This is a genomic window from Nitrosospira sp. NRS527 (assembly GCF_018406445.1).
Taxonomy (GTDB): domain Bacteria; phylum Pseudomonadota; class Gammaproteobacteria; order Burkholderiales; family Nitrosomonadaceae; genus Nitrosospira; species Nitrosospira briensis.
Map to the genome: position 1 here is coordinate 3,095,029 of NZ_AP024515.1, position 22,087 is coordinate 3,117,115.

Here is a 22,087-nt window from a genome sequence, read left to right on the forward strand (position 1 = left end):
CGGCTCAATCCTCGTCCCGCCCCAAATACCCTGCTTCACGCTGATGACGGATCGCAAGAATCAGGACAGCATCCTGATCTTCCTCCAAGCTATAGAGGGCCACATAACCGGTACTTCCGCGAGATATGACCAACTCACGCAATTCATACTCTACGGACCGGCCGATAAATGGGTGGCGGATTAATAAACTTATAGCTTCCTCAATCAGTTCTAGCGTCTCTGCTGCCGACAAAGGATCGCTATCAATCAAAAAGTCGGTAAGTCTTTCGAGATCGGCAAGCGCTCCTTCCGAATAGCTCAGCTTTGCCAGGATTTGGCTTTTGGCCTTGCAGGATTATTGCCAGCAATGCGCGCCTTAAGATAGGAATGAACCTCACGGGCATCAAAGCCCTTGCCGGTCCTTAACATTTTTTCCCGTGCTGCTTGAGCCTCGCTTACGAAACTGGCACGCCATTCAGCTGCCGTCGCTGCTCTCTCTATCGCCTGGACCATGAATGCATGTGGCGACATCCCTTTTTTTTCAGCTGCAGCAACAGCACGTTGCTTGAGTTCATCTGAAAGCTTTAGTGATGTGGTGGTCATTGTGCCTTGCACCTTTCGGACTATCGGTGGCACCAGAGTAACACCACAGCGCCGTAAGGCGCAAGTCCGGGCGATCAAAGCTGCTATCAACGACGCCGGGAAAAAGTAAGTCATTTAATCGTAACCCCCAATACCCATTCCGTAAGTCACGTGTACTTAAGTCCAATAGGCTGAACTATAAGAGCCTGTAAAATATAGAGAGTCTTTGAAAGAGGAACGCCATCCTTCTGTTCATTGCTTCGAGAGCAGGAAGGTGTCCCGGAATTCTCATCAGGAAATACGAAGCGATGGCATAAAAAAGCCTTTTAATTTCCGCTGCAGGTAATACCAAGACATCAAGGACATACATGAAGCCCGACGTGGGAATCAATATTACTCCAGAGCCACGGATTTACCTGACTACCAACAATAGTTCAGGTATTTGGAAGCTGTCCTGTAGCGTGTTCTTGTGATAGACATAACCGCAAAAAATCTGAAGTCGATCTTGCACTCCAAGCGTGCCAACATTTACTACCTGGAGCACTGCCGGGTACTCGTCAATGGTGGACGGGTCGAGTATGTGACCGATGAAGGAAAGCGTTCCCTTTACTGGAACATACCGATTGCCAATACAACCACCATTCTCTTGGGCACAGGCACATCAGTTACCCAGGCTGCGATGCGTGAATTGGCCAAAGCTGGGGTACTGGTAGGATTTTGCGGGGGCGGTGGAACGCCATTGTTCAGTGCGAACGAAATTGATATCGAGGTGGCCTGGTTTTCCCCCCAGAGCGAGTACCGTCCCACAGAGTATTTACAGTATTGGGTCCGGTTCTGGTTTGACGATGCCTTACGCCTCGCTGCAGCCAGAGAGTTCCAGCAAATCCGCCTGGAGCGAATCAGTCAGAGCTGGTTCAAATTGAGCCGGTTAAAGAACAACCCGTTCCCGGTCGATATACGCTTGCTGGAAAATCCCAACGAATGGACCGCCGTGGTTCACTGCCGCATAGGCAGCTCAGAAAAATTTGCTACGTCCGCCCTTGTCAATTGGAGCGAATCCCTGGATCAATATATTGCCTGGTGAATTCACTTTCCAACCGCACATGCATAGGGCGGCTCTGCCACAATCAGCATCAGTTTTCCTTTCTTATCCATTTGCTTGATTTCGTACTCGCGTTTGCTTGCTGCCGAGCGCGTATCGCATTGTTCCTGGTACACAAGCATCACCGGACGCCGCGGGCGGGTGTATTTGGCGGCAAGCACATCATTCGTATTATGCTCAACCACTCGTCGCACCACATCCATGGCAATACCGGTATATAAGCTGCCGTCTGAACAGCGCACCATGTATACGTTCCATTTATCCATTAATTAGATTACATCATTTTGGGTCATGTTTCCGCCCCTTGAGATCGGGGAGATTTAACCGTATCCGTGGAACGAGCGCTACGGTACCTCTGCCCTCATGGCTGAAGATGAGAATCTCCGCAACTGACTCCGGAAAACGAGAACGCCTTGAAGAAGACAGCGATATTCAACAACAGCGAGTGGGTAGTAAAAAAGCTGCGGACGTCGATCCCGGAAGACCCATTCGAAGTCCTCATCGATAATAAATCGATGGGGATGACAAAGCTCCTGGCCTTTGCGAAGCGCGTACCAAATACAAACCGTTTCCCTCAGATCCTTGTTATCTACTCTTCCGGTTATCTGCGGCTTAAGGCCGGGGCTGATCCAGCGCCGCCGCTGCCGTTCGGCCAGAGCCTTATCCTCGGCCCGGCAATCTCCGGCACATCGTCTTCGTATCCAACGAGGACTTTATTCTTCCATCCCCAGTTACAGCGCGTCGCCATTGACACATCCCAGCTCAATCAGGATGGTATGGGCAGGATGCTGATCCGGATTACGAGCTCCCATTCAAATCTTTCCCCCAGCAGAGTCACGACTAATCAAATCATGAATCTTGCCTGGACGCTGACCCTGGAAGAGCCGTGTGCCCTGTCGACCACACTCCATGTGGCGGGAACGTTTGAATTCACAGAGGATGTGACCCCGGACCCCGTGCAGACAGAAAAGCTCGAGTCGATGCGGCTCCTCCAGATTTCCACCATGTTTATTGATCATGTCCGGCATGATGTTAACGCGCTTCGCTTTAAGACGGGGGGCGATATCGTGACGTTATCCTACGATCCTTCCTTGGCAAATCTGCTGCTGCCTGTTACTCCCAGCTCACTGAATTCAGCGATGCCGATGTTCGACTCTATCCATACAGATGATGTTGGGCGGCCCAATGGGAGGACACCAAGCTACAGAATCAGGATAAGCTCAACTACAGGCCCGACGACCGGCCCCATTATGGTTCGAGCATTTTTCAGCAGCAGCCAGAACCTGCACCATGACAACCTTGGATTATGGGCCTTTCAGCAAGCCCCGGCGTCTATAAAGAAGGGAGCAACCGGAAACATCAATTACACCGCTATCGCGAGTATAAATCCTCATTCCCTGTGAGAAGTTTGCGAGCCGCCAGAGTTAGAAGTGGTCCCAAGAATTCGAACCAGGGCGCGCTCAAAAACCACGTGCGACATTTTTGGGAGAAAATGCTGTATGGGAAAAATCTATCAGCAGTTGAGTATTGAAGAGCGAATGATGATCCAAACGCAACTGGAGAAGGGAATCAAACCGGCGGCGATTGCCTTGGGGTTGAATCGTTCAGCATCCGATTCCCATCCTGTAACCGGCACGGTATGATCCAGTTTCCCGAAATTCCCCACTTTATGGATTTACGATGAACCCGATCCAGTCTCCCGCGAGTGTAAAACGAGGCCTTCCCTACTGGGGGGTCGTCTGCTGTGCCCTGTTTGTCGCCGCGTCTCAGGTTTTCTTGAAAATGGGGGTGGACGACACGCAAACTTTTCATAGCGGGCTAAGCTGGCAGGAGATTCAGGGACTTGTGTCAGGGTGGATCCTCGCGGGAATTCTCTGTTACATCATCAGCTTTGTCTTCTGGTTAAAGGTACTCAAGGTCCTTCCCCTCAACATCGCTTTCAATCTGATTAATATCGAGCACATCTTCGTCCCCCTGGCCAGCTATCTTTTTCTAGGCGAAATGATCAGTCCGATGCGCGCTGCCGGAATAGCCGTAGTGCTCCTTGGGGTCTTGGTGATTGCGGAATCCTATTGCCGGGTCGAGGAGCGCGCATGAGCGGCTGGTTTCCGGTTCTCATCATTGTTTCCCAGGCTTTCATGGTAGGGGGACAGATTTTTCTCAAGCATGCAATGAATGGCACGGCAGGCGAATCGGAAGCCGCCAAGTGGAAGCAGGCTGTTCCATTCGCCTGCGGCATCGGCCTGCTGACGCTCTGGTTTTTCCTGTGGCTGGAGTTGCTGTCGCAGGTCGAGCTGAGTTATCTCTACCCGTTCGATGCCCTGAGTCCGCTTTTCATGGCGTTTGGGGCCAGCCTGGCGCTCAAGGAAAAGATGACGCCCCGACTGTGGTGCGGAGTCCTCCTGATTGTGGGGGGACTTATGATCGTGAGCACCAGCCAGTAACCAGCCCCAGCTTCAGCACAGCTTCAGAATCGCCCCTTGATTGTTCCGGACAGCCCCTGAAATTGGATTGGGAGGCAGATGAAGGGAATTTGCTGGTGCCCGAAAACGATTTGATCTTGAGGTTTTGCTTGATCCATTTAAAAAACAACTCCACTTGCCAGCGCTGCTTATAAATGGCAGCAATGGTTTTCGCGGACAGCTTGAAGTGGTTGGTGATAAAGATATATTCCCCGTTGTGTTTGCGCATCCTGGTAGACCACTTGGCGCACGTTGGGCAGATCCTTCCGGCGCGAGCGGTGCGAATTGAAGCGAATGACTGCATCACTGATGACGCCCGAATGAACAGGAACGGCACGCCGTTCAATAATTTCATAAGTGGCGTTGCCCCGTTGGCGGGTCACGTAAAAGACTCCCTGCTCGGTCAGTAACTTGTACCAGGAATAATCATTGTAGCCACGATCACATACCACAATACTGCCTTTGGGCAAGGCAAGCAGTTTGGCGCACTCGCTATCCGCCTTCCTGCTCTCCGTTACTGTGGCAAATGCGGGCAGATTGCCTCTTAAATCCAGTCCAATCTGTAACTTCATGGCGCCTTTTCCCAACGCGTAATGCGACCAGGGAAAAAGCTTGAGTGATAGATCAATGAGAGAAGCATCCAGCGCATAAAGCGGATTCTTGAAGCGAAAGCCGTGCTTGGGTGCCCGCTTGAGGCAGCGCTCATACAGGCGGTAGAACAGCGCTTCGTAACAACTGGCGGGCTGCTGACCCTACCCCAATAAACAGTACCGATTAAAAGTAGAATTTCCGGCATGATTTTAACCTTGATGAAAGGAGTCATGACGTGAAGAGAAGCAAGTATACGGAGCAGCAGATCGCGTTTGCCCTGAAGCAGGCAGAGCTTGGCACGCCGGTTGAAGAAGTCTGCAGGAAGATGGGCATCAGTGATGCGACGTTTTATAACTGGAAGAAGAAGTACGGTGGGCTGGGGCCGTCCGAGCTGAGACGGCTGAAGCAACTGGAAGAAGAAAATACCAAGCTCAAGCGGCTGGTCGCGGACTTGAGCCTGGACAAGGCCATGTTGCAGGATGTGTTGTCAAAAAAGCTCTGAAGCCTTCCTGCAAGCGCATCCTGATTGATGAATTGCGCAACCGTTACCGCGCCAGCTTGAGGCAGACCTGCGCATTGCTCAAGCTGTCGCGCACGGTGTACGTCTACAAGTCTCGCGCCCGTGATTCATCATTGCTGCTCATGCGCATCAAGGAAATTGCCGCCGCCCGCGTGCACTACGGTTACCGGCGCGTGCATGTCCTGTTACAGCGGGAAGGCTTTAGGGATAATCACAAGCGTGTTTACCGACTCTACCGGGAGGAAGGGCTGTCATTACGGCTCAAGCGTCCGAAACGTAACAAATCTGCGCGGCTGCGCCAGCCCAAGCACCACGTTACTGCCATTAATCAGATCTGGAGCATGGATTTCGTCGCAGATGCGTTGTTCGATGGCAGGCGGCTGCGAGCACTGACTGTAGTGGATAACTATACGAGAGAGAGTCTGGCCATCGAGGTAGGCCAGAGCCTGAAAGGAGAAGATGTCGTGAACACGCTCAACCGCATTGCAACGAGGCGGGGGTTGCCCAACATTATCAAAGTCGACAATGGCAGCGAATTCATTTCCAAGGTCATGGATAAGTGGGCCTATGAGCGCGGCATCGAACTCGACTTCAGCCGTCCCGGCAAGCCGACCGACAATGCCAAGGTGGAAAGCTTCAACGGACGATTGCGGCAGGAGTGCCTCAATGCGCATTGGTTCTTGTCTTTAGAAGACGCCAAGCGCAAGATTGACGAGTGGCGGCAGTACTATAATGAGACGCGCCCCCACTCTGCATTACAGTGGGCAACACCCGCTGAATTCGCCCGCCAGGCAAAGGAAAATGCCTTGCCCGGCAGGCCTACTGAGTCGGAAATTTCCACTTTAGACCGGTACTGATTTCGGGGTCAGGTCACTGCTGGTTATTCAGGCGTGCCAGATTGGAACGGGAAATGGGCGCACTGCCCAAGTGGTAGCTGTGCTGGCGTTGTGCTTGCAGGTTGGTTTCAATATCACGCAAGCTCTGCCGCCCGCTCAACTGTGCAAATGCCATGGCAACAAACTGTGCCCAGCGGCTGGTCTTGCGCAACCTCTGGCCTTGATGATGCAAAGAAGCGATCGCTTCAAATTCATGTCTGCCAACGATTTTAAGCAGTTGCGAGAAAACCGTATTACAATGCGCCATGGCCTGGATCCCTTTGTCTTTCAAAGAGTTGTCGAAACTCTCATTGTAAATCAACAAAGGGATATTCAGGCCTTTTTAGTAATTTTGTGGGACAGCAGTGAGTCTGACCCCAACGAAGTTCTCTTATTTTTAAGGGTTCTTTTGTTACTGTTACACAAGATCGGCGCCATATTTTTTATAGTCATAGGCACATATTAGTTTTCTAAAGTCTGTTGAAGCGCCTTGTTCATACTTACGCAGATACTGTTCAGCGTCCTCTAAAGAAACCTTGTCAGTCATAATTGACCACAGGATCGCATTCGCCTTGTTAGAACTACTGATGCCATCATCTTCAAGAATATGATCGATCATAGTGTGTTTTGTGCAGTTCGCTAAAGCTGCGCTATTAACTAGTGCCATGAGTTTAAATTTTTGTTGTGTCTTGAGTCTCTCAGCAGTTTCAAGATGAGGACAAATCGAACTAAATCCATAAATTGGAAAATACTGGGTTGATTGAATTTGATATTTGTCTATGAGCGCAAGCAATTGCGAATTTTCTTCATCAATTACTTTGAAGTAGTTAGTTATTGTTGCACGAGATGTTTGGTACTCATATTTAATAGTTTTGTGCGAGCCAATTGCTATGATTTTGTCGCTATTTTTTAGGTCATCAAGATTTTCAGTAATTTTCACCTCGATTTGACCACCGGTATAAAGTTCTTTGACAATACTTTGCACTTTTCTAATATCCATGGCGGATACAGGCAAGTTTAAGTTTGCAATTGATTGATAGATTGTTTTGTAATCATCAGTTTTTATTTTGTGAATTCCAATAGTCGAAAATCCATCAAGGTCTATATCATGGTCGGACGTTTCTTGACTTGCGGACCCAGGGTCATACTCTACTAACAAAAAATTATCTTTAATTTTTTTCGCTATTGGAGAGTTTGCCTCTACATAAGTGAATATTGTTTTTAAAATGCTTTTGATATTTTCATCACCAATATTGTAACCAAGGAAAATTATTGGATTATGAATAAACAAGGATAACAACTGAGCTCGAACCAATTCATATTTCTTATCAAAATTGTCGTAATCCTCTTCTGTGACGATAATTCTTACGGGATCAGAAATACAGCCATGGATTTTATAAACAGATCCATAAGGGTTGCTTAAGAGAATGTCATTCCCTATCAAAGGTTCAAAGTCTAAGACTGACTCGATAAACCGATCATAGTTAGTTGTTATTACAGATCCTACATTTTTACCAATTTTTTTAAATTCAGCTATTTCCTCCACCATATCATCTTGGCAAAGATTGTCTTGAAGCAGCAGAGAAATATAGATTTTCAAACGGCTAATGTTCTTGCCTTCTGCCATCCTAGAATAAAAAATATCATTTACAAGCTTGAATGGACCGTTACGATCCTCCTTCAAAATTTTCGTAAATTCAAGATCTAGTGCAGATGCAATTTTTTCATAACGGTATTTGTCGCCTACATGTGAAGCAGCTTTTAAATCAAGGTAATATTCAATGTTTCCTTTTAATTTCAATGCTATTTTTTGAAGAAGTGCATCCCAAGTGTAAGACTTTTTCAAATACCGAAGGCTAAGGCCTGTACCAACAAATAATATTGGATGATTTTTATAGTTGGATATGAATTCTGCGACTTTCATTATTTGGTTCTACTTAATCAGAATGGTTTCAACCCCTAATCATAAGCCTTTTGTCTAACCTGATATTCATTTGTAGGTAACAAATAATCTGTTTTGGGGCGACCAGCGGGGGGTGGATTCTAATTCCAACTGTACCGCTGCTTAAATCTTAAGCGGACATGAAGAGTAAGTCTGATAGTGTGAGAAGTGCGACCCACCCACACACCAGGAGAGACCCCTCATGCCCTACGTGCAGCTTACCTCAGAAGAACGTTACGTTATATACCATCTCAAGTTGTTCAAACTCAGCCTGCGAGAAATTGCACGCCGCCTGGGTCGGCATCACACCACCATCAGCCGTGAGATTCAACGCAATGGACCGTTATCTCAAGCTGGACATATTGGCATGAAGGCGCTCAGCAACAAGCGCTGCAACGTAGAAGGCAGCCACGTCATCATCGACGCCGCGCTTATACCCCGCTGGTGCACTATGTTGAGCAAAGTATGCGAGCAGAAAGATCACCGGATGTCATTGCCGCCCGGCTGAAGATGGAATATCCGGACGATATCAGGATGCGCGTTAGCATCGAGACGATCTATCGCTGGGTTTATCGCGATGCGCATCAAGGAGGGCCGCGGAATCTATGGGGTCGGATTCGATTGATGAGATTCGTTCCAATCGCCTGAACCATACGTACTTAAACTCCCGGAAGGAAATCAATATATTGCCTTTTATGGCGATTCAATAAAGTTTGACCTCGTCGAAACAGAGCCCCATTAAGTTCAGGTATTTCATATTTGTAATTTCCCGCTTTTAATATATAAATAATGAATAACTCCAGATAATAGTAGTCCTTTATGTTTCGATATCGAATCGGGGCTGGGCCTGAGCAAGAGGTGGTCAAGAGAGGTAGAGTCATTCGGTAAACCGGCTTTACAAGAATAACCAAAAACTTCCATGATAACAATCAGTTATACACTTTAACGAAAGCTGATTGGCATACTGGAGTGATGTCCACACATATGAAAAAGAGGGTTTATTTTTCCTGATACATATGGTCCTGCTTTTTCGGGGCATGAACATCAACGGAAGGAGTAGACAATGGGTTGGGCACCGAATTGGGTTGGCGTCAGCGGCGGTGTTGCGGCACCGTCGACTTCCATCACCTCGGTTGCGAGGTATCCGCAGCATCTCGATATCTTTTGCGTGGGCACCAACCACGGAATTTACAGCGCGTGGTGGGATATCTCCACGGGATGGTCGAACTGGTTCCAGGTTGCCGGCGGCATCGCGGCGCCGGGGACAACAGTCACCGTGGTCGCCCGCAATCCCGACCACCTCGATCTTTTCGTTGTGGGATCGGACCACAAGATCTACAGCATCTGGTGGGACGCGAACGGAGGGTGGGCCAATGGCTGGTTCCGTGTTTCCAACCTTACCGCGGCGCCGGGCACTTCTGTCGCGGCCATTGCACGCAACCCCAACCATCTGGATTTGTTCGTGGTGGGATCGGACCACAAAATCTGCAGCATCTGGTGGGACGCCAACGGCGGCTGGGCGGCGAACTGGTTCGTTGTCAGCGGCGGCGTCGCCGCAGCCGGAACGTCAATCACGGCGGTGACCCGCAACCCCAACCATATCGACCTTTTTGCAGTCGGGCCCAATCATGGCATCTTCAGCACCTGGTGGGACGCCAGCACCGGCTGGGTGAGCTGGTTCCAGGTCGCAGGCGGGTTCGCCGCCGCGAGCAGTTCGGTTGCGGCCGTGGCGCGTTATCCGACCCACCTGGACCTCTTCATCGTCGGCACAGACCATCGAATCTACAGCATCTGGTGGGACGCCAACGGTGGTTGGGCTCAGAACTGGTTTGTGGTGGCCAACGGCGCAGCCGCACCCGAGACGTCCATCAGCGTCGTGTCGCGCTATCCCGATCGCCTCGATGTCTTCGCCGTGGGCACGAACCACGGCGTCTTCAGCATCTGGTGGGACGCCAGCACCGGCTGGGGCTCATGGTTCCAGATCGCCGCAGGCGCCGTCGCACCGGAAACCCCGGTCAATGCGTTGAGCCCCTGGAACCGGCACGGTATGATTCGGGCTTTGCCGGTCGTCGCGCGGGGAGCCTCGATTAATGTATTGAGCCGCTATCCCGACATACTCGATGTCTTTGTCGTGGGAACCGATCAGCAAATCGACGAACAAAATGCACTTGTTGTGGGAATCGAGCACCACATCGATACGATCTGGTGGCTCGACGAAATGTACTTCTTCATGCAGCCCCAGCAGCAGTCGAACTGGTGCTGGGCGGCAACAGCGACCAGCGTTGCCCTGTTCTACCAGCCGGGGAGCGGCTGGCAGCAGTGCGGCGTGGCCAATGGCGAACTGGCACGCACCGACTGCTGCGGCGCAGGTGCATCCGGCCCCTGCAATGTCTACGGCTTTCTCGACCAGGCGCTCACGGTGGTGGGCCATTTCGACCACTGGGTGGGCGGCATCGCCACCACCGCGCAGATCGAGAACGAGGTAACCTTCGCCCGTCCGCTGGGCATCCGGGTGGCCTGGTCGGGCGGCGGTGCCCACTTCCTGGTCATCAAGGGGCAATATAGTGCGGGCGGTATCGACTATGTGTCGGTCGACGATCCGATCTATGGCCGCTCGGATGTCAATTACGCGACCCTGCAGACTGCCTATAAAGGGTCGGGAACGTGGACCCATACTTACTACACCAAATACTGAGGAGTTTACGATGGCCTTTATTGCTCCAAAACCTCCGCAACAGGCGCTGGATGCCATGCATTCCACTTTCCTGGATTTGAGCAGGAACCGCGCCTTCAGAACCCCCGCGTTGCGCAACGCTACCGGGCCGCTGCAGCTTACCGAGCCGCAGCAGGTATTCACGTTGGGCCTCTCCGACCTTGTGGCCGGAAAAGGCCTCGATGCGGCCAGACCGACCGGATGGCGCTATCTGGTGCAGGAGGGCGATAATGTCCTCGCCTCCGCCGAGACGGTTGCCGGACCCAGGGGAGAGCAGGTTTTCTCGGCTTTCAACGAAAGCCGCTTCGTCGACTCGAGCGCGAAGGCAATGCGCGCAGTGGGGGAGTCTCCGGAAGTGGCGCAGGGCGGCTTTGAACTGCGACTTCTCAATGTTCCCGGACTCTATGTTCAGGCTCTCTGGTTTCACGAAACGCAGGGAAAAGGCGATCTCCTGCAGCCGCTGGCACCTTCTCCGGTGGAAACGCCAGGAGATAGACCGGCTCCGGCTGCCGTGCTGCTCAAGGAGCTTGCCGCCAAGGCCCGCGTACCGATGGAGGCTGCCGACAGGACTGGCGGATAAGCCGCTGAGTCGGAGCGAGGATAGCTCGGTGCCGGCGTTGCCTCCGCCGCGACATTCCATCCAGTCTACCCAGGAGAACCTTGCCATGAACTCACCCCATTTCTACGAACGCCTCACCCGCGACAACGCCGTCCTGCTGCTGGTTGACCATCAGGTCGGCCTCTACACCGGCGTGCGCGACATCGACACACTGGAGCTCAAGCACAACGTTGTCGGCTTGGCCAAGGCGGCGCTAGTACTGAAGGTGCCGGTTATCGTCACCACGACAACCGAGAAGATGTGGGGGCCACTGATTCCCGAACTCGCCGAAGCGCTGCCGGGCGTGAAGCGCATCGAACGCACCACCGTCAATGCCTGGAACGAGCGCCGCGTCGTCGATGCGGTCAAGGCGACCGGCCGCAAGAATTTGATCGTCACGGGCATCTCGACCGACGTTTGCCTCGCCTTCCCGGCGATCTCGGCAATTGCCGACGGCTACAACAGTTATGCAGTGATCGATGCTTCCGGCGGCTTCACCAAGACCCAGGTCGCGATGGGCGTGATGCGCATGCAGCAGGCCGGCGTGATCCCCGTCGGCTACTCGAACGTTGCCGTCGAGATTTTGGCCGACAACGCCGCGCCGGAAGCCGATGCTGTTTACGCCGCGCTCGGCATGCCTTTCGCCAGCCTCGTGTATGGCCTGAAGCAGTCCTTCTCGCACAGCTGAGCCGGTGCTCGCCTCTGGAGTACGCACCTTGAATACGGCGTCGTGCTTGTGCACGGCGGATTTGTCGATGGCTCCGGCTGGCGGAAGGCGGCAGCATCCCCAGGAAACATGGCCATCCCCGGATATGACTTATGCATTATAATTATCGAGACTGGCACGTCCTGGGCTAAAATAGCCGCGATTTCCTTCTATTCGCAATACTTCTGGTCCTGGCGTTTCTGCAACTTTCGAGTGAAGTAGGTCGGGCTCCGCCCGACAATTGTAAAAACGATACCGGGCATAGCCCGGCCTACTTTTTCAAGTCTTCGTTTTACGATCAGCTCATGCTATGGCGCTTGCGGACTCGGCTTTTGGAGTTTCCAGACGGACGCGCAGCAGGCGCGCTGCTTCGACCATTCTTTCCAATGCCGTGGTAACTTCCGGCCAGTTTCGCGTCTTCAAGCCGCAGTCCGGGTTCACCCAAAGTTGTTCTGGATTGATCACCAGGCAGGCTTTTTCCAGCAGTTCCAGCATCTCGGCGGTTTGAGGAATCCGCGGTGAATGGATGTCGTAGACGCCGGGACCGATCTCATTGGGATACTTGAAATGGCCGAACCCATCGAGCAGCTCCATGCGTGAGCGGGAGGTTTCGATGGTAATCACGTCCGCATCCATGTCGGCAATGGCGGGCAGGATATCGTTGAACTCCGAATAGCACATATGGGTGTGTATCTGCGTATCGTCTCTTACACCCGAGCTGGCGACGCGGAATGCTTCCACTGCCCATTGAAAATATCCGTTCCAGTCGCGTTTTTTCAATGGCAACCCCTCACGAAAAGCGGGCTCGTCGATTTGAATGATACCTATGCCCCCCTGCTCCAGGTCGACAACTTCGTCCCGGATGGCGAGCGCGAGCTGGAGGGCCGTGAGCGAACGCGGTTGGTCGTCACGCACGAACGACCACATCAGCATCGTTATCGGGCCGGTCAACATGCCTTTGACGGGCTTTTCGGTCTGGCTCTGCGCGTATTGAATCCAGTCCAGCGTCATCGGCTCGGGTCGGTAGATATCGCCATATAGGACAGGTGGCTTCACGCAACGGGAACCGTAGCTTTGCACCCAGCCATTCTCGGTAAAAGCGTAGCCCCACAATTGCTCGCCGAAATACTCCACCATGTCGTTGCGCTCGGGCTCTCCATGCACGAGTACATCCAGTCCAATTTCCTCCTGTTTTTTTACCGCCAGCCGTATCTCATTACGCATCGCTTCCAGATACTGCAAATTGCCAAGTTCGCCTTTTTTAAACGCAGCACGAGCCTGGCGAATCTCCGTCGTCTGGGGAAACGAGCCAATGGTTGTAGTGGGTAGCGGAGGAAGCTGGAAACGTTGCCGTTGCAGCGCCTGCCGCACCGGGAATGGGCTCGCGCGCCCGATATCATCCCGCACCAGACGTTGAAGGCGCTCCTGCATTACCGGGCTATGTATGCGTGGCGATTCGGCACGCGCTTGTCTGGCCTTGGTAGAGGCATCCAATACATCGCGTATCGCGTTTTCCCCCTGATTCAGCCCTCGGCCGAGTATCGACACCTCGCTCAATTTCTGCGCGGAAAATGCCAGCCAGCTCTTGATTTCCTCATCCAATCGGGTTTCCAGCTCAAGATCCACCGGGCAATGCAGAAGGGAACAACTGGGTGCAACCCACAGCCTTTCACCCAAGACGGATTGTGCACGTGACAGAATCGAGAATGTCGGCGCAAGGTCCGCACGCCACACATTGCGGCCATCGATAATCCCCAGCGACAGTATCTTGTCGGCGGGGTAGCCCTCAAGAAAGGTATCGAGCTGACCCGGTGCACGGCACAAATCGATATGCAAGCCATCGACCGGCAGCTTTTTCAAGCGCGCAGCATGATTGTCCACGGCTTCAAAATACGTCGCCAGCAGTAGCTTGGGTAACTTCCGCGCGCTGCTTTCCGCTCCCTGCAAGGTGGCCAAGGTGACATAGGCCTGGTCCAGGCCACGCAGCCAATCGTCATCCAGATCGAGCGCCAGCAATGGCTCGTCGATTTGCACCCATTCCACGCCCAGGGAAGCAAGCTGGGCAAGAATGTCGCGATAAACCGGCAACAGATGAGGCAGCAGGTCCAGGCGATTGAATCCAGGCGTGATTTCCTTGCCAAGATACAGATAGGTTAGCGGCCCGATCAGCACCACTTTCGGTGAAATGCCGAGAGCCTTGGCTTCGGCCACTTCTCTGAAGAGTTGCGGCGAAGCGATACCGAATGTGGTCTGTGCATCGAATTCCGGGACAATGTAGTGATAGTTGGTATCGAACCACTTGGTCATCTCCATCGCCGGTTGATCCGCCGTACCTCGCGCCATTGCGAAATACAGGTCCAGGCCGATTTCGTTGCTGCCCGCGTTAAACCGGGCAGGTATCGCGCCAAGCAATGCCGTCATATTCAGCATTTGATCGTATAGTGCGAAATCACCGGCCGGGATGAGGTCGATGCCGGCTTCACGCTGCAGCAGCCAGTGCCGCTTCCTCATTTCGGCTGCCGTGGTTTTCAACTGTTCATCACTGATATCGCCGCGCCAGTAGGCTTCGAGTGCCTGCTTCAGCTCGCGCCGCGCGCCAATGCGCGGAAAACCCAGGTTATGTGTCAGTGCCATTGTTTATTCCCCCACGTAAGTTGCCGGTTGCAGTAAGGGATGATTGTGTGGCAGACTAAACTATGAATCAAATGAAATATAATTAAATATTAATGAATAATATTCATACCTATGTCACTTGTATCCATTCTTGAATTACGCCATCTTCGCACGCTCGCAGCGTTGCACGAGACGGGCAGCGTTTCACGCGCTGCCAAGCGCGTACACCTTACCCAATCTGCGTTGTCACATCAGATCAAGGCCTTGCAGACCCACTATGGACTGTCGATAGTACAGCGGCGTGGGCAAACCGTGGAACTCACCGATGCCGGCAAGCATCTGGTTTCACTTGCGGGAAAAGTATTGGAGGACATCCAGGCAACCGAACGGAGTCTCGCCACCATGTCGCAGCAGGCGACGGGCAGTTTGCGCATCGCGCTGGAATGCCATACCTGTTTCGATTGGTTGATGCCACTCATGGATGCCTTCCGCCAGCATTGGCCGGAGGTGGAGCTGGACCTGGTTTCCGGATTTCACAGCGATCCCGTCAAACTCCTGGAGGAAGGCGGCGCCGATGTGGTGATCGGATCCGAGCATAAGCGGCGGCGCGGCATTATTCATCATCCGCTATTCAGCTTCGAGATCCTGGCGGTACTGGCGCCGGAACACCCCTTACGGGCGAAACGGATATTGAACGCGGCGGACTTCGCCGACGAAACCCTTATTACCTATCCGGTACCGGAGGACCGTATCGACCTGATTCTCAACGTGCTGAAGCCCGCCGGCGTCCAGCCGCAGCGGCGTACCGCGGAACTGACCGTGGCTATCCTGCAACTGGTAGCCAGCCGGCGCGGTGTCGCAGCATTGCCCAGTTGGGGAATCAAGAACTACGTCGATCATGATTATGTTATCGCCCGCCGTATTGGCGCGCACGGATTATGGAGCGACCTATATGCATCCACGCTTACAGAAACCGCTTCCCGCCCCTATTTGCGGGATTTTCTGGTAACCGCGAAGAATACCTGTTTCGCTACGCTGGATGGAATTGTGCCGGTGGATTGAATACCGACCGGCGAAAGCAAGCAACAGTTATGAAACCCACTGGTGAGCAAACGTGCAGCAAACGATGTTGTCTGCTCACCAGCGCAGGAGTTAATGCAAAGTAACGGCAGTCCTGTCTTCGCAGGCCAGGTCCGAGCAGTAATTCTCATACACGCCATCGAGAAAACCCCAGAGCGCGTCACACGCCCGGATAGTTGCCGCCACTACCTCAGCCTGTTTCTCCGCCGTATCGGCAAAGCGTTCAATCAATGTCCATTCTGCTTGTGAGTGATATACGTCGGCTTCCTGGTGTACCGAAAAGAATTCATAACTGTCCGGGTCATCCATTCCGTAGAACTTGATCAGCCCGTCAATTTTTACGGCAGCGATTGACGGCACTTGGGATTCAAAAGCATGCATTGCGGCGAGGCCTGCATAAAACGGCTGGTTCAGGCAGATGTCGCGGAATGTCGATACCAGCCTGGCCGTGTCCGGCAAAGCTGCCGCACGAGCCAGATCCTTGTCGCTCGAACCCAGGGCCAGCGCAAAATTCTTCCATAAGGCGGGATGATTTTTTTCTCCGTGCTCTTCGCTGATCAGGTTTTTCAGTACTTCCTGGCGAACACTGATGTCGCCGCTATTTGCTTCACTGTGAAAATGCGGTGTATTGAAATGTACCGCGCTCAGATACGTCGGCTCGGCCAGTACGTTATGAAAATATTGTTCCGCGTACCCGCGCAATTGCTCCTTGGAGAGCTTGCCTTCCGTCCAGGCCACATAAAAAGGATGCTTGAGCAGGTGCTTGGCGTTAATGATGGAATCTATCTTTTGCTTGAGAGATACGGTGGTCGTCATGATTTTCCTCTTGAAAGGGGGTGGGTAATTAGTAGCCTATCATCACTCAGATAATACTGTTAAGTCAAATTTTAACGATTGGTTAGCGGACAATGTCAATTAGTTGCAAAAACTATCGGCACACGCCCTCCCGCACTACGTCAAGCAACACCAGAGGGCATTCGTAGAGACCTTATTTGGCAGCTAAGCTGTTAAAATCGGATTGATACAAACGAAAGGTGCCGCAGTGGACGGCGGAGATCGTTTGCGCCGCGCCGGGATAATGACGGCACTAACGCGCGCAGCAGCGCGGGGGCGTACTTTACCGCAACCCCAAGGGATGGGTAGGCACTGAAATGCCCCGACGCCGGCTTTGCGAGAGATTGATCAGACTCATGCCCGAGAAATCGCCCGGGTGCGTTACCGTCCCTGGTCCGTTGCGGTTTCCATCCCACCCATGTTACTGCCTGCGGCTTCCGCGCCTGCATGAGAATTGTTCACGGGTTTTATAGCTACCGGAGCTCTATTTTTTAGAAACTGTTATGGATGAGCAATCGAGTCTGTTCGCCTTATTCATCAGCAGTTTCCTTGCTGCCACTTTGCTCCCCGGCGGTTCGGAAGCGGTTTTGTTTGGCGTTTTAACTGGCTATCCCGAGCTATATTGGTCTGCCTTGAGCGTCGCCTCGCTGGGCAACACTTTGGGCGGCATGAGTTCCTACGCGATCGGGCTATTTTTACCCGATGAAAAAACACTCCTGAAAAATGCCGGCGGGAGTATGCGTGCCCTACAGTGGGTACGTACTCATGGCAGCCCGGTATTACTGCTGGCTTGGGTGCCGATAATTGGCGATCTGCTGTGTGTCGCCGCAGGTTGGCTTCGAGTTAACTGGATATTGGCCATGCTGTTCATGGCGGCCGGAAAGTTCGCGCGTTACTGGGCAATCGCGGCAGCGATTACCCCATGATCCGGTTACTCGCCCCATTGCGCAAGTCACTATACGAATACCCAACAAAAAGCCGGCTATCGTTTATCGCCGGCTCATTGTTCATTGAATCAAACCCTCCAATTTAATTCAATCTTTTTTACCCTGAAGCAACTTCTGCAATTCGCCGCTCTGATACATTTCGCCAACGATATCGGAACCGCCCACGAATTCGCCGTTTATGTAGAGTTGAGGAATGGTCGGCCAGTTTGAGTATTCCTTGATACCCTGCCTTATTTGGGGTTCGGCAAGCACATCCACGGCAAAAATATTATTGATGCCGCAGGTATGAAGAATCTTGACAGCGTGAGCGGAAAAACCGCATTGAGGGGCATCGGGCGTACCCTTCATATAGAGCACAACGGGGTGAGTGGTGACTTGCTGCTTGATGACTTCTTGTGTATTCATATCGACTCCTTCTTTTCCTTAAAAAAACAAACCGTAAATTAGCTTAGGGGAAACCCGGGTCCTTTACAAGCGATTTGATTCGTCCGGTCAATATTCCCCGCTTTCATATCAGCAGCATGCCACGTTATGCAATATCAAGGGCTCCGCCACTGACTCGCATAATGCCCGCGAGATCGGGGCGGGAAAACACCCTTTTGAAACCCGCTTCGCTCAATAATCGCCTGCACGCTTCCGCCTGATCATAGCCATGTTCCAGCAATAGCGCTCCATCTTCGACCAGGTGAGTGGGAGCGGCGGCGATGATCGAGCGGATGCAATCAAGAGCTTCGCCTTCCGCCGCAAGCGCCATGCGTGGTTCAAAGCGCAGATCGCCCCGAGTGAGATGTGGGTCACCATCTGCAATATAAGGGGGATTCGACACAATGAGGTTGAATATTTCACCATTAAAGCCATCGAACCAGTCGGCTTCAATGAAGCGCACATTCTTGACACCAAGCTCGCAGGCATTTGTTTTGGCGACAGTCAGGGCATTCGCGGAGAAATCCACCGCGGAGATGTCCGTCAGGGGGCGGTGTTTTGCTATGGCTAGCGCGATAGCGCCGCTGCCGGTTCCAAGATCAAGAATTTTCCAGGGAAGGTCCGGCGGAATTAGCGCCAGCGCCATATCCACCAGTAATTCCGTTTCAGGGCGAGGAATAAGAACTGCCGGGGTGACCGTAAACCCCAGGCTGTAAAACTCTCGTTTGCCTGTGAGATACGCAACAGGTTCGCCTCGAGCGCGCCGTGTCGTCAACAGCCGAAAGGATTGCGCCTGTTTCGAATCAAGCACCTGCTCGGCGTGAGCAATGAGGTGAGCGTGGCTGACATCGAGCGCGTACTGTAGCAAAATACGCGCGTCGATATCGTCAATATCACGGCTCGATTGCTGTAGCGCGTCCCGAATAGTGATCTGCTGCATGAGTGGAATCAACCTCAAACCGTGTCCTGGCCTTGCGATCCATCTGTCATGAAACCAGAGAGAGCCGCGAGGACATAAAGGGTAGCGACAGAAGAAATAAAAAAATGTGTCGCTCTATTCCCCCATCGCCGCCAGTTGCTCCGCCTGATGTTCGGACATTAGCGCAGAGCACAGGTCGCTCAAATCGCCATCCATGATCTGTTCGATCTTGTAGAGCGTGAGGTTGATACGGTGGTCGGTTATTCGTCCCTGGGGAAAATTATAGGTACGAATGCGCCCCGAACGATCACCGCTGCCGATCAGCGACTTGCGCGTGGCAGCCTGCTTGTCCTGTTGTTCCCGCATCTGCTTGTCGCGAATCCGCGCCGCAAGGACGCTCATTGCTTGCGCCTTGTTTTTGTGTTGCGAGCGGCCATCCTGGCATTCGACCACGATACCCGTCGGCAGATGCGTGACGCGCACCGCGGAGTCGGTCTTGTTGATATGCTGACCGCCCGCGCCGGAAGCGCGGTAAGTATCGATCCGTAATTCAGCCGGGTTGAGGGCTACCTCCATGACCTCGTCCGCCTCGGGCATGACCGCGACGGTACAGGCGGAAGTATGAATACGGCCCTGGGTCTCGGTGGCGGGAACACGCTGGACCCGGTGACCGCCTGATTCAAACTTGAGCTTGGAGTAGGCGCCATTACCGATGATCTTGGCAATGATCTCCTTATAACCGCCGGCCTCGGATGGGCTCTGCGAGATTATCTCTACCTGCCAGCGTTGGCGTTCCGCGAAGCGTGCATACATCCGGAACAGATCGCCGGCGAATAATGCGGATTCGTCCCCACCCGTTCCGGCACGGATTTCAAGAAAGATATTGCGCTCGTCGTTGGGGTCTTTAGGCAGCAATTGCTTCTGCAATTCCGCGCCAAATCGCACGAGCTTCTCTTTGCCGTCACGTATTTCGGCGTCGGCAAACTCGCGCATAGCGGCATCGCCGCACATTCCCTGCGCGGTGTGGATATCGCGCTCACTTTGCAGATATGCGTCATAAAGCTCGACCACCGGCGCAATCTCCGCACGTTCCCGCGTCAGCTTGCGATAGTTATCGAGATTGGAGACGATCGTTTCGCTGCTCAGCAGGCGATTCAGCTCCTCCAGGCGCACGCTGAGCTGCGTGAGCTTGGCAGTCATGCTTTTGTTCATTCTGGACGGTGGAGGTGGTACAGTCGGTTGATCAGATCGACCAGATCGTCACGCTCTTCTGCTGCGGCGTGATTGAGTGCATAGGAAGGCAGATGCAAGAATTTATTGGTCAGGCCATTACTCAAGGATTCCAATATTTTTTGCGGGTCTTCGCCCTTGGCCAGAAGCTTCGTCGCCCGCTCCATTTCATGGCGCCGGTACCGTTCGGCCTGGTCACGCAGCGCACGTATGGTGGGCACCATTTCGCGCGATTCCAGCCAGTGCATGAAGTTGACCACGTTTGAATCGATGATTGCCTCGGCCTGCGCTACCGCGCCCAGACGGGAATCCAGCCCTTCCTTGACGATATCGGCAAGATCGTCCACGGAGTAAAGAAATACGTCATCCAGTTCCGCCACCTCCGGCTCGACGTCTCGCGGCACAGCCAGATCCACCATGAAAATCGGACGATGCTTGCGGGCTTTTATCGCGCGCTCCAGCATGCCTTTGCCGAGTATGGGCAGGGTACTCGCGGTGCAGGTCACCACAATGTCGTGCAGCGCCAGTTGTTCAGGCAGCTCATTCAAGGCAATGACCTGCGCGTTGAAACGATGCGCCAGGGCCTGCGCGCGCTCGCTGGTGCGATTGGCGACGGTGATACGCTTCGGATGGCGCGCGGCAAAATGGCTGGCACATAACTCGATCATTTCGCCCGCGCCGATAAACAACACGCGCTGCTCGCTGATATCGCCAAAAATCCGCTCCGCCAACCGCGTGGCGGCCGCAGCCATGGAAACCGAGTTCGCACCGATCTCGGTGGAACTGCGAACCTCCTTGGCGACAAAAAACGTGCGCTGGAACAGCTTGTGCAACAACATGCCGAGCGTGCCGGCGTGTTCAGCGGATTTCACCGCATTTTTCAACTGTCCGAGTATCTGCGGCTCGCCCAGCACCATGGAATCCAGTCCGCTGGCGACGCGAAATGCGTGCTTCACAGCCTTTTCGCGAGGCAACTTGTAGAGATACGGCTCCAGTTCCCGCGTCTGCAAATGATGAAAATTCGCCAGCCAGTGCGTGGCTTCCTCCGGCTTTTCGGTGCTGCAATAAATCTCGGTACGATTGCAGGTCGAAACAATCGCCGCCTCGCCCACTGGATGATGCGCCACCAGGTCGTGCAAGGCATGCTCCATGGCATCTTCCGGAAAAGAGACCTGCTCGCGCACATCGAGCGGCGCGGTTTGATGGTTAATGCCGAAGGCAAATAACTGCATGGAGGACAATGTGAGTAACCGGTGACGAAATTGAAAATTTGCTGATTATAGTATTACAATCATTTGAATACCATCACTTAGAAGAGTTTCAGGTTTGCAGAAAAATAGCGGGGTTTCGTGAATGCTAAGGTTGAGTTTGATGTACTCATGGTCAAATGCATATTATCGCAGCTCTGGGGCGGATAACGAAACCAATCTGATCCAGTACGCGGACCATGAGCGATGGGAGGCAGTCCGGGGGTAATTTCGATAAAACTGCGAAGCTTAGAAGATATGTGTATAAATCCTGTAACAAGTCTTCAGTACAATCGGACTGTGAATCATTATCACTGGAGATTGGCAAATGGTTAAATATGTTCCCTATGTGCGAACCAAGGAAGGCTATATAGAGCGGAAATCTTATGCGATCTTCAACGCGTCCGAGAATTGCCCGGATCCTTACGTGCATGAAGAATCACTCGTCGGGTGGCCTGAATCCAAGGTGTATTGGGCAAGCCAGGCTGGGCCGAGCGTGGGCCTCGCTCCCCTGAACTGCCATTCCTATCGCATTTCTGCTACCAAAAAAGAACCTGCTGAATTATCGGTGAGTTGATATTTCTCTGTCATCTTGCCGAAATTAAATGACCTACTCGGGTCAGGCTGCGCGCTACCGCAGGGTTGCCAAACGAGATATCAGCTGTAGTCGTTCCGGGAACAGCAGGTTCTTCAAGCGGACAACAACATGCAATGTAGCGTTCAA

At 52.9% G+C, this 22,087-nt stretch carries 24 protein-coding genes and 1 pseudogene; 13 read left to right on the plus strand and 12 right to left on the minus strand.

Annotated elements, in window-relative coordinates; genetic code table 11:
• Positions 1 to 4: 4 nt before the first annotated feature.
• Entirely contained in the window at positions 5 to 250 is a 246-nt protein-coding gene (locus KJS40_RS13730) for a type II toxin-antitoxin system RelE/ParE family toxin (RefSeq protein ID WP_244859616.1), read from the minus strand.
• A gap of 47 nt (positions 251 to 297) precedes the next feature.
• Entirely contained in the window at positions 298 to 582 is a 285-nt protein-coding gene (locus KJS40_RS13735) for a hypothetical protein (RefSeq protein ID WP_025042090.1), read from the minus strand.
• A 448-nt stretch (positions 583 to 1,030) separates the two neighbouring features.
• Here KJS40_RS13735 and cas1f point away from each other — a divergent pair, with 448 nt between their 5' ends.
• Positions 1,031 to 1,645, plus strand: a complete 615-nt coding sequence (gene cas1f, locus KJS40_RS13740; protein WP_213538426.1) for a type I-F CRISPR-associated endonuclease Cas1f — start codon at positions 1,031 to 1,033, stop codon at positions 1,643 to 1,645.
• Positions 1,646 to 1,647: 2 nt separating this feature from the next.
• Here the strand turns inward: cas1f and KJS40_RS13745 are convergent, their stop codons facing one another.
• Positions 1,648 to 1,929, minus strand: a complete 282-nt coding sequence (locus KJS40_RS13745; RefSeq protein WP_213538427.1) for a GIY-YIG nuclease family protein — start codon at positions 1,927 to 1,929, stop codon at positions 1,648 to 1,650.
• A gap of 147 nt (positions 1,930 to 2,076) precedes the next feature.
• On the opposite strand from KJS40_RS13745, the gene KJS40_RS13750 reads away from it, so the two are divergent.
• The 4 genes from KJS40_RS13750 to KJS40_RS13765 all read left to right on the plus strand — a co-directional run bounded on the left by KJS40_RS13750 (position 2,077) and on the right by KJS40_RS13765 (position 4,107).
• Positions 2,077 to 3,066 (plus strand): hypothetical protein, encoded by a 990-nt coding sequence (locus tag KJS40_RS13750; protein ID WP_213538428.1) that lies wholly within the window; start codon positions 2,077 to 2,079, stop codon positions 3,064 to 3,066.
• A gap of 96 nt (positions 3,067 to 3,162) precedes the next feature.
• Positions 3,163 to 3,306 (plus strand): helix-turn-helix domain-containing protein, encoded by a 144-nt coding sequence (locus KJS40_RS13755; protein ID WP_213538429.1) that lies wholly within the window; start codon positions 3,163 to 3,165, stop codon positions 3,304 to 3,306.
• Positions 3,307 to 3,343: 37 nt separating this feature from the next.
• Positions 3,344 to 3,760 carry an EamA family transporter gene (locus KJS40_RS13760; protein WP_213538430.1) on the plus strand — a complete coding sequence of 139 codons (417 nt, stop codon included), beginning with the start codon at positions 3,344 to 3,346 and terminating at the stop codon, positions 3,758 to 3,760.
• Positions 3,757 to 4,107, plus strand: a complete 351-nt coding sequence (locus KJS40_RS13765; RefSeq protein ID WP_213538431.1) for an EamA family transporter — start codon at positions 3,757 to 3,759, stop codon at positions 4,105 to 4,107. Before KJS40_RS13760 ends, KJS40_RS13765 begins: the two co-directional genes overlap by 4 nt.
• Before the next feature lie 167 nt (positions 4,108 to 4,274).
• Here the strand turns inward: KJS40_RS13765 and KJS40_RS13775 are convergent, their stop codons facing one another.
• Positions 4,275 to 4,847 (minus strand): transposase, encoded by a 573-nt coding sequence (locus KJS40_RS13775; RefSeq protein ID WP_348529559.1) that lies wholly within the window; start codon positions 4,845 to 4,847, stop codon positions 4,275 to 4,277.
• Between the two features lie 104 nt (positions 4,848 to 4,951).
• Between KJS40_RS13775 and KJS40_RS13780 the strand changes: the two genes are divergently transcribed.
• Positions 4,952 to 6,093 (plus strand): IS3 family transposase gene (locus tag KJS40_RS13780; RefSeq protein ID WP_213537444.1). Its coding sequence is split into 2 segments (ribosomal slippage): positions 4,952 to 5,204 and positions 5,204 to 6,093, totalling 1,143 coding nucleotides; the frame shifts between segments, so codons are not numbered across the junction.
• Positions 6,094 to 6,109: 16 nt separating this feature from the next.
• Here the strand turns inward: KJS40_RS13780 and KJS40_RS13785 are convergent.
• A pseudogene (locus KJS40_RS13785) lies at positions 6,110 to 6,379 on the minus strand (DUF4372 domain-containing protein); the annotation flags it as partial.
• Positions 6,380 to 6,529: 150 nt separating this feature from the next.
• Positions 6,530 to 8,035, minus strand: coding sequence for an SIR2 family protein (locus KJS40_RS13790; protein ID WP_213538433.1), 1,506 nt, complete (start codon positions 8,033 to 8,035; stop codon positions 6,530 to 6,532).
• 220 nt (positions 8,036 to 8,255) lie between these two features.
• Between KJS40_RS13790 and KJS40_RS13795 the strand changes: the two genes are divergently transcribed.
• From KJS40_RS13795 to KJS40_RS13810, 4 genes are all read left to right on the plus strand, one after another.
• Positions 8,256 to 8,561, plus strand: a complete 306-nt coding sequence (locus KJS40_RS13795; RefSeq protein ID WP_213538434.1) for a helix-turn-helix domain-containing protein — start codon at positions 8,256 to 8,258, stop codon at positions 8,559 to 8,561.
• 555 nt (positions 8,562 to 9,116) lie between these two features.
• Positions 9,117 to 10,748 carry a papain-like cysteine protease family protein gene (locus KJS40_RS13800; protein ID WP_213538435.1) on the plus strand — a complete coding sequence of 544 codons (1,632 nt, stop codon included), beginning with the start codon at positions 9,117 to 9,119 and terminating at the stop codon, positions 10,746 to 10,748.
• Positions 10,749 to 10,758: 10 nt separating this feature from the next.
• On the plus strand, positions 10,759 to 11,346 hold the full coding sequence (locus tag KJS40_RS13805; RefSeq protein ID WP_213538436.1) for a hypothetical protein: 588 nt from the start codon (positions 10,759 to 10,761) through the stop codon (positions 11,344 to 11,346).
• An 85-nt stretch (positions 11,347 to 11,431) separates the two neighbouring features.
• On the plus strand, positions 11,432 to 12,052 hold the full coding sequence (locus tag KJS40_RS13810) for an isochorismatase family protein (protein ID WP_213538437.1): 621 nt from the start codon (positions 11,432 to 11,434) through the stop codon (positions 12,050 to 12,052).
• Positions 12,053 to 12,373: 321 nt separating this feature from the next.
• Here the strand turns inward: KJS40_RS13810 and metE are convergent, their stop codons facing one another.
• Positions 12,374 to 14,704 carry a 5-methyltetrahydropteroyltriglutamate--homocysteine S-methyltransferase gene (gene metE, locus KJS40_RS13815; protein WP_213538438.1) on the minus strand — a complete coding sequence of 777 codons (2,331 nt, stop codon included), beginning with the start codon at positions 14,702 to 14,704 and terminating at the stop codon, positions 12,374 to 12,376.
• Between the two features lie 111 nt (positions 14,705 to 14,815).
• Here metE and KJS40_RS13820 point away from each other — a divergent pair, with 111 nt between their 5' ends.
• Positions 14,816 to 15,745, plus strand: a complete 930-nt coding sequence (locus KJS40_RS13820; RefSeq protein WP_197272802.1) for a LysR family transcriptional regulator — start codon at positions 14,816 to 14,818, stop codon at positions 15,743 to 15,745.
• 90 nt (positions 15,746 to 15,835) lie between these two features.
• On the opposite strand, the gene KJS40_RS13825 is transcribed toward KJS40_RS13820, so the two are convergent.
• The gene (locus KJS40_RS13825) at positions 15,836 to 16,579 is read right to left on the minus strand and encodes a CADD family putative folate metabolism protein (RefSeq protein ID WP_025042162.1); all 744 of its coding nucleotides are present in this window, start codon (positions 16,577 to 16,579) and stop codon (positions 15,836 to 15,838) included.
• 521 nt (positions 16,580 to 17,100) lie between these two features.
• On the opposite strand from KJS40_RS13825, the gene KJS40_RS13830 reads away from it, so the two are divergent.
• Positions 17,101 to 17,523 carry a YqaA family protein gene (locus KJS40_RS13830; RefSeq protein ID WP_090458990.1) on the plus strand — a complete coding sequence of 141 codons (423 nt, stop codon included), beginning with the start codon at positions 17,101 to 17,103 and terminating at the stop codon, positions 17,521 to 17,523.
• A 108-nt stretch (positions 17,524 to 17,631) separates the two neighbouring features.
• Here KJS40_RS13830 and grxD read toward each other — a convergent pair whose 3' ends face one another.
• The 4 genes from grxD to hemA form a co-directional block, all read right to left on the minus strand.
• Positions 17,632 to 17,949, minus strand: a complete 318-nt coding sequence (gene grxD / locus KJS40_RS13835) for a Grx4 family monothiol glutaredoxin (protein ID WP_213538439.1) — start codon at positions 17,947 to 17,949, stop codon at positions 17,632 to 17,634.
• Positions 17,950 to 18,073: 124 nt separating this feature from the next.
• Entirely contained in the window at positions 18,074 to 18,907 is an 834-nt protein-coding gene (gene prmC / locus KJS40_RS13840) for a peptide chain release factor N(5)-glutamine methyltransferase (protein WP_213538440.1), read from the minus strand.
• 114 nt (positions 18,908 to 19,021) lie between these two features.
• Complete coding sequence (gene prfA, locus KJS40_RS13845; RefSeq protein ID WP_213538441.1) at positions 19,022 to 20,098, minus strand: peptide chain release factor 1; 1,077 nt, start codon at positions 20,096 to 20,098, stop codon at positions 19,022 to 19,024.
• Positions 20,095 to 21,348 carry a glutamyl-tRNA reductase gene (gene hemA / locus KJS40_RS13850; RefSeq protein ID WP_213538442.1) on the minus strand — a complete coding sequence of 418 codons (1,254 nt, stop codon included), beginning with the start codon at positions 21,346 to 21,348 and terminating at the stop codon, positions 20,095 to 20,097. The genes prfA and hemA overlap by 4 nt, the downstream gene beginning before the upstream one ends.
• A 343-nt stretch (positions 21,349 to 21,691) precedes the next feature.
• On the opposite strand from hemA, the gene KJS40_RS13855 reads away from it, so the two are divergent.
• Positions 21,692 to 21,940 (plus strand): hypothetical protein, encoded by a 249-nt coding sequence (locus KJS40_RS13855; RefSeq protein WP_213538443.1) that lies wholly within the window; start codon positions 21,692 to 21,694, stop codon positions 21,938 to 21,940.
• Positions 21,941 to 22,087 lie beyond the last annotated feature (147 nt).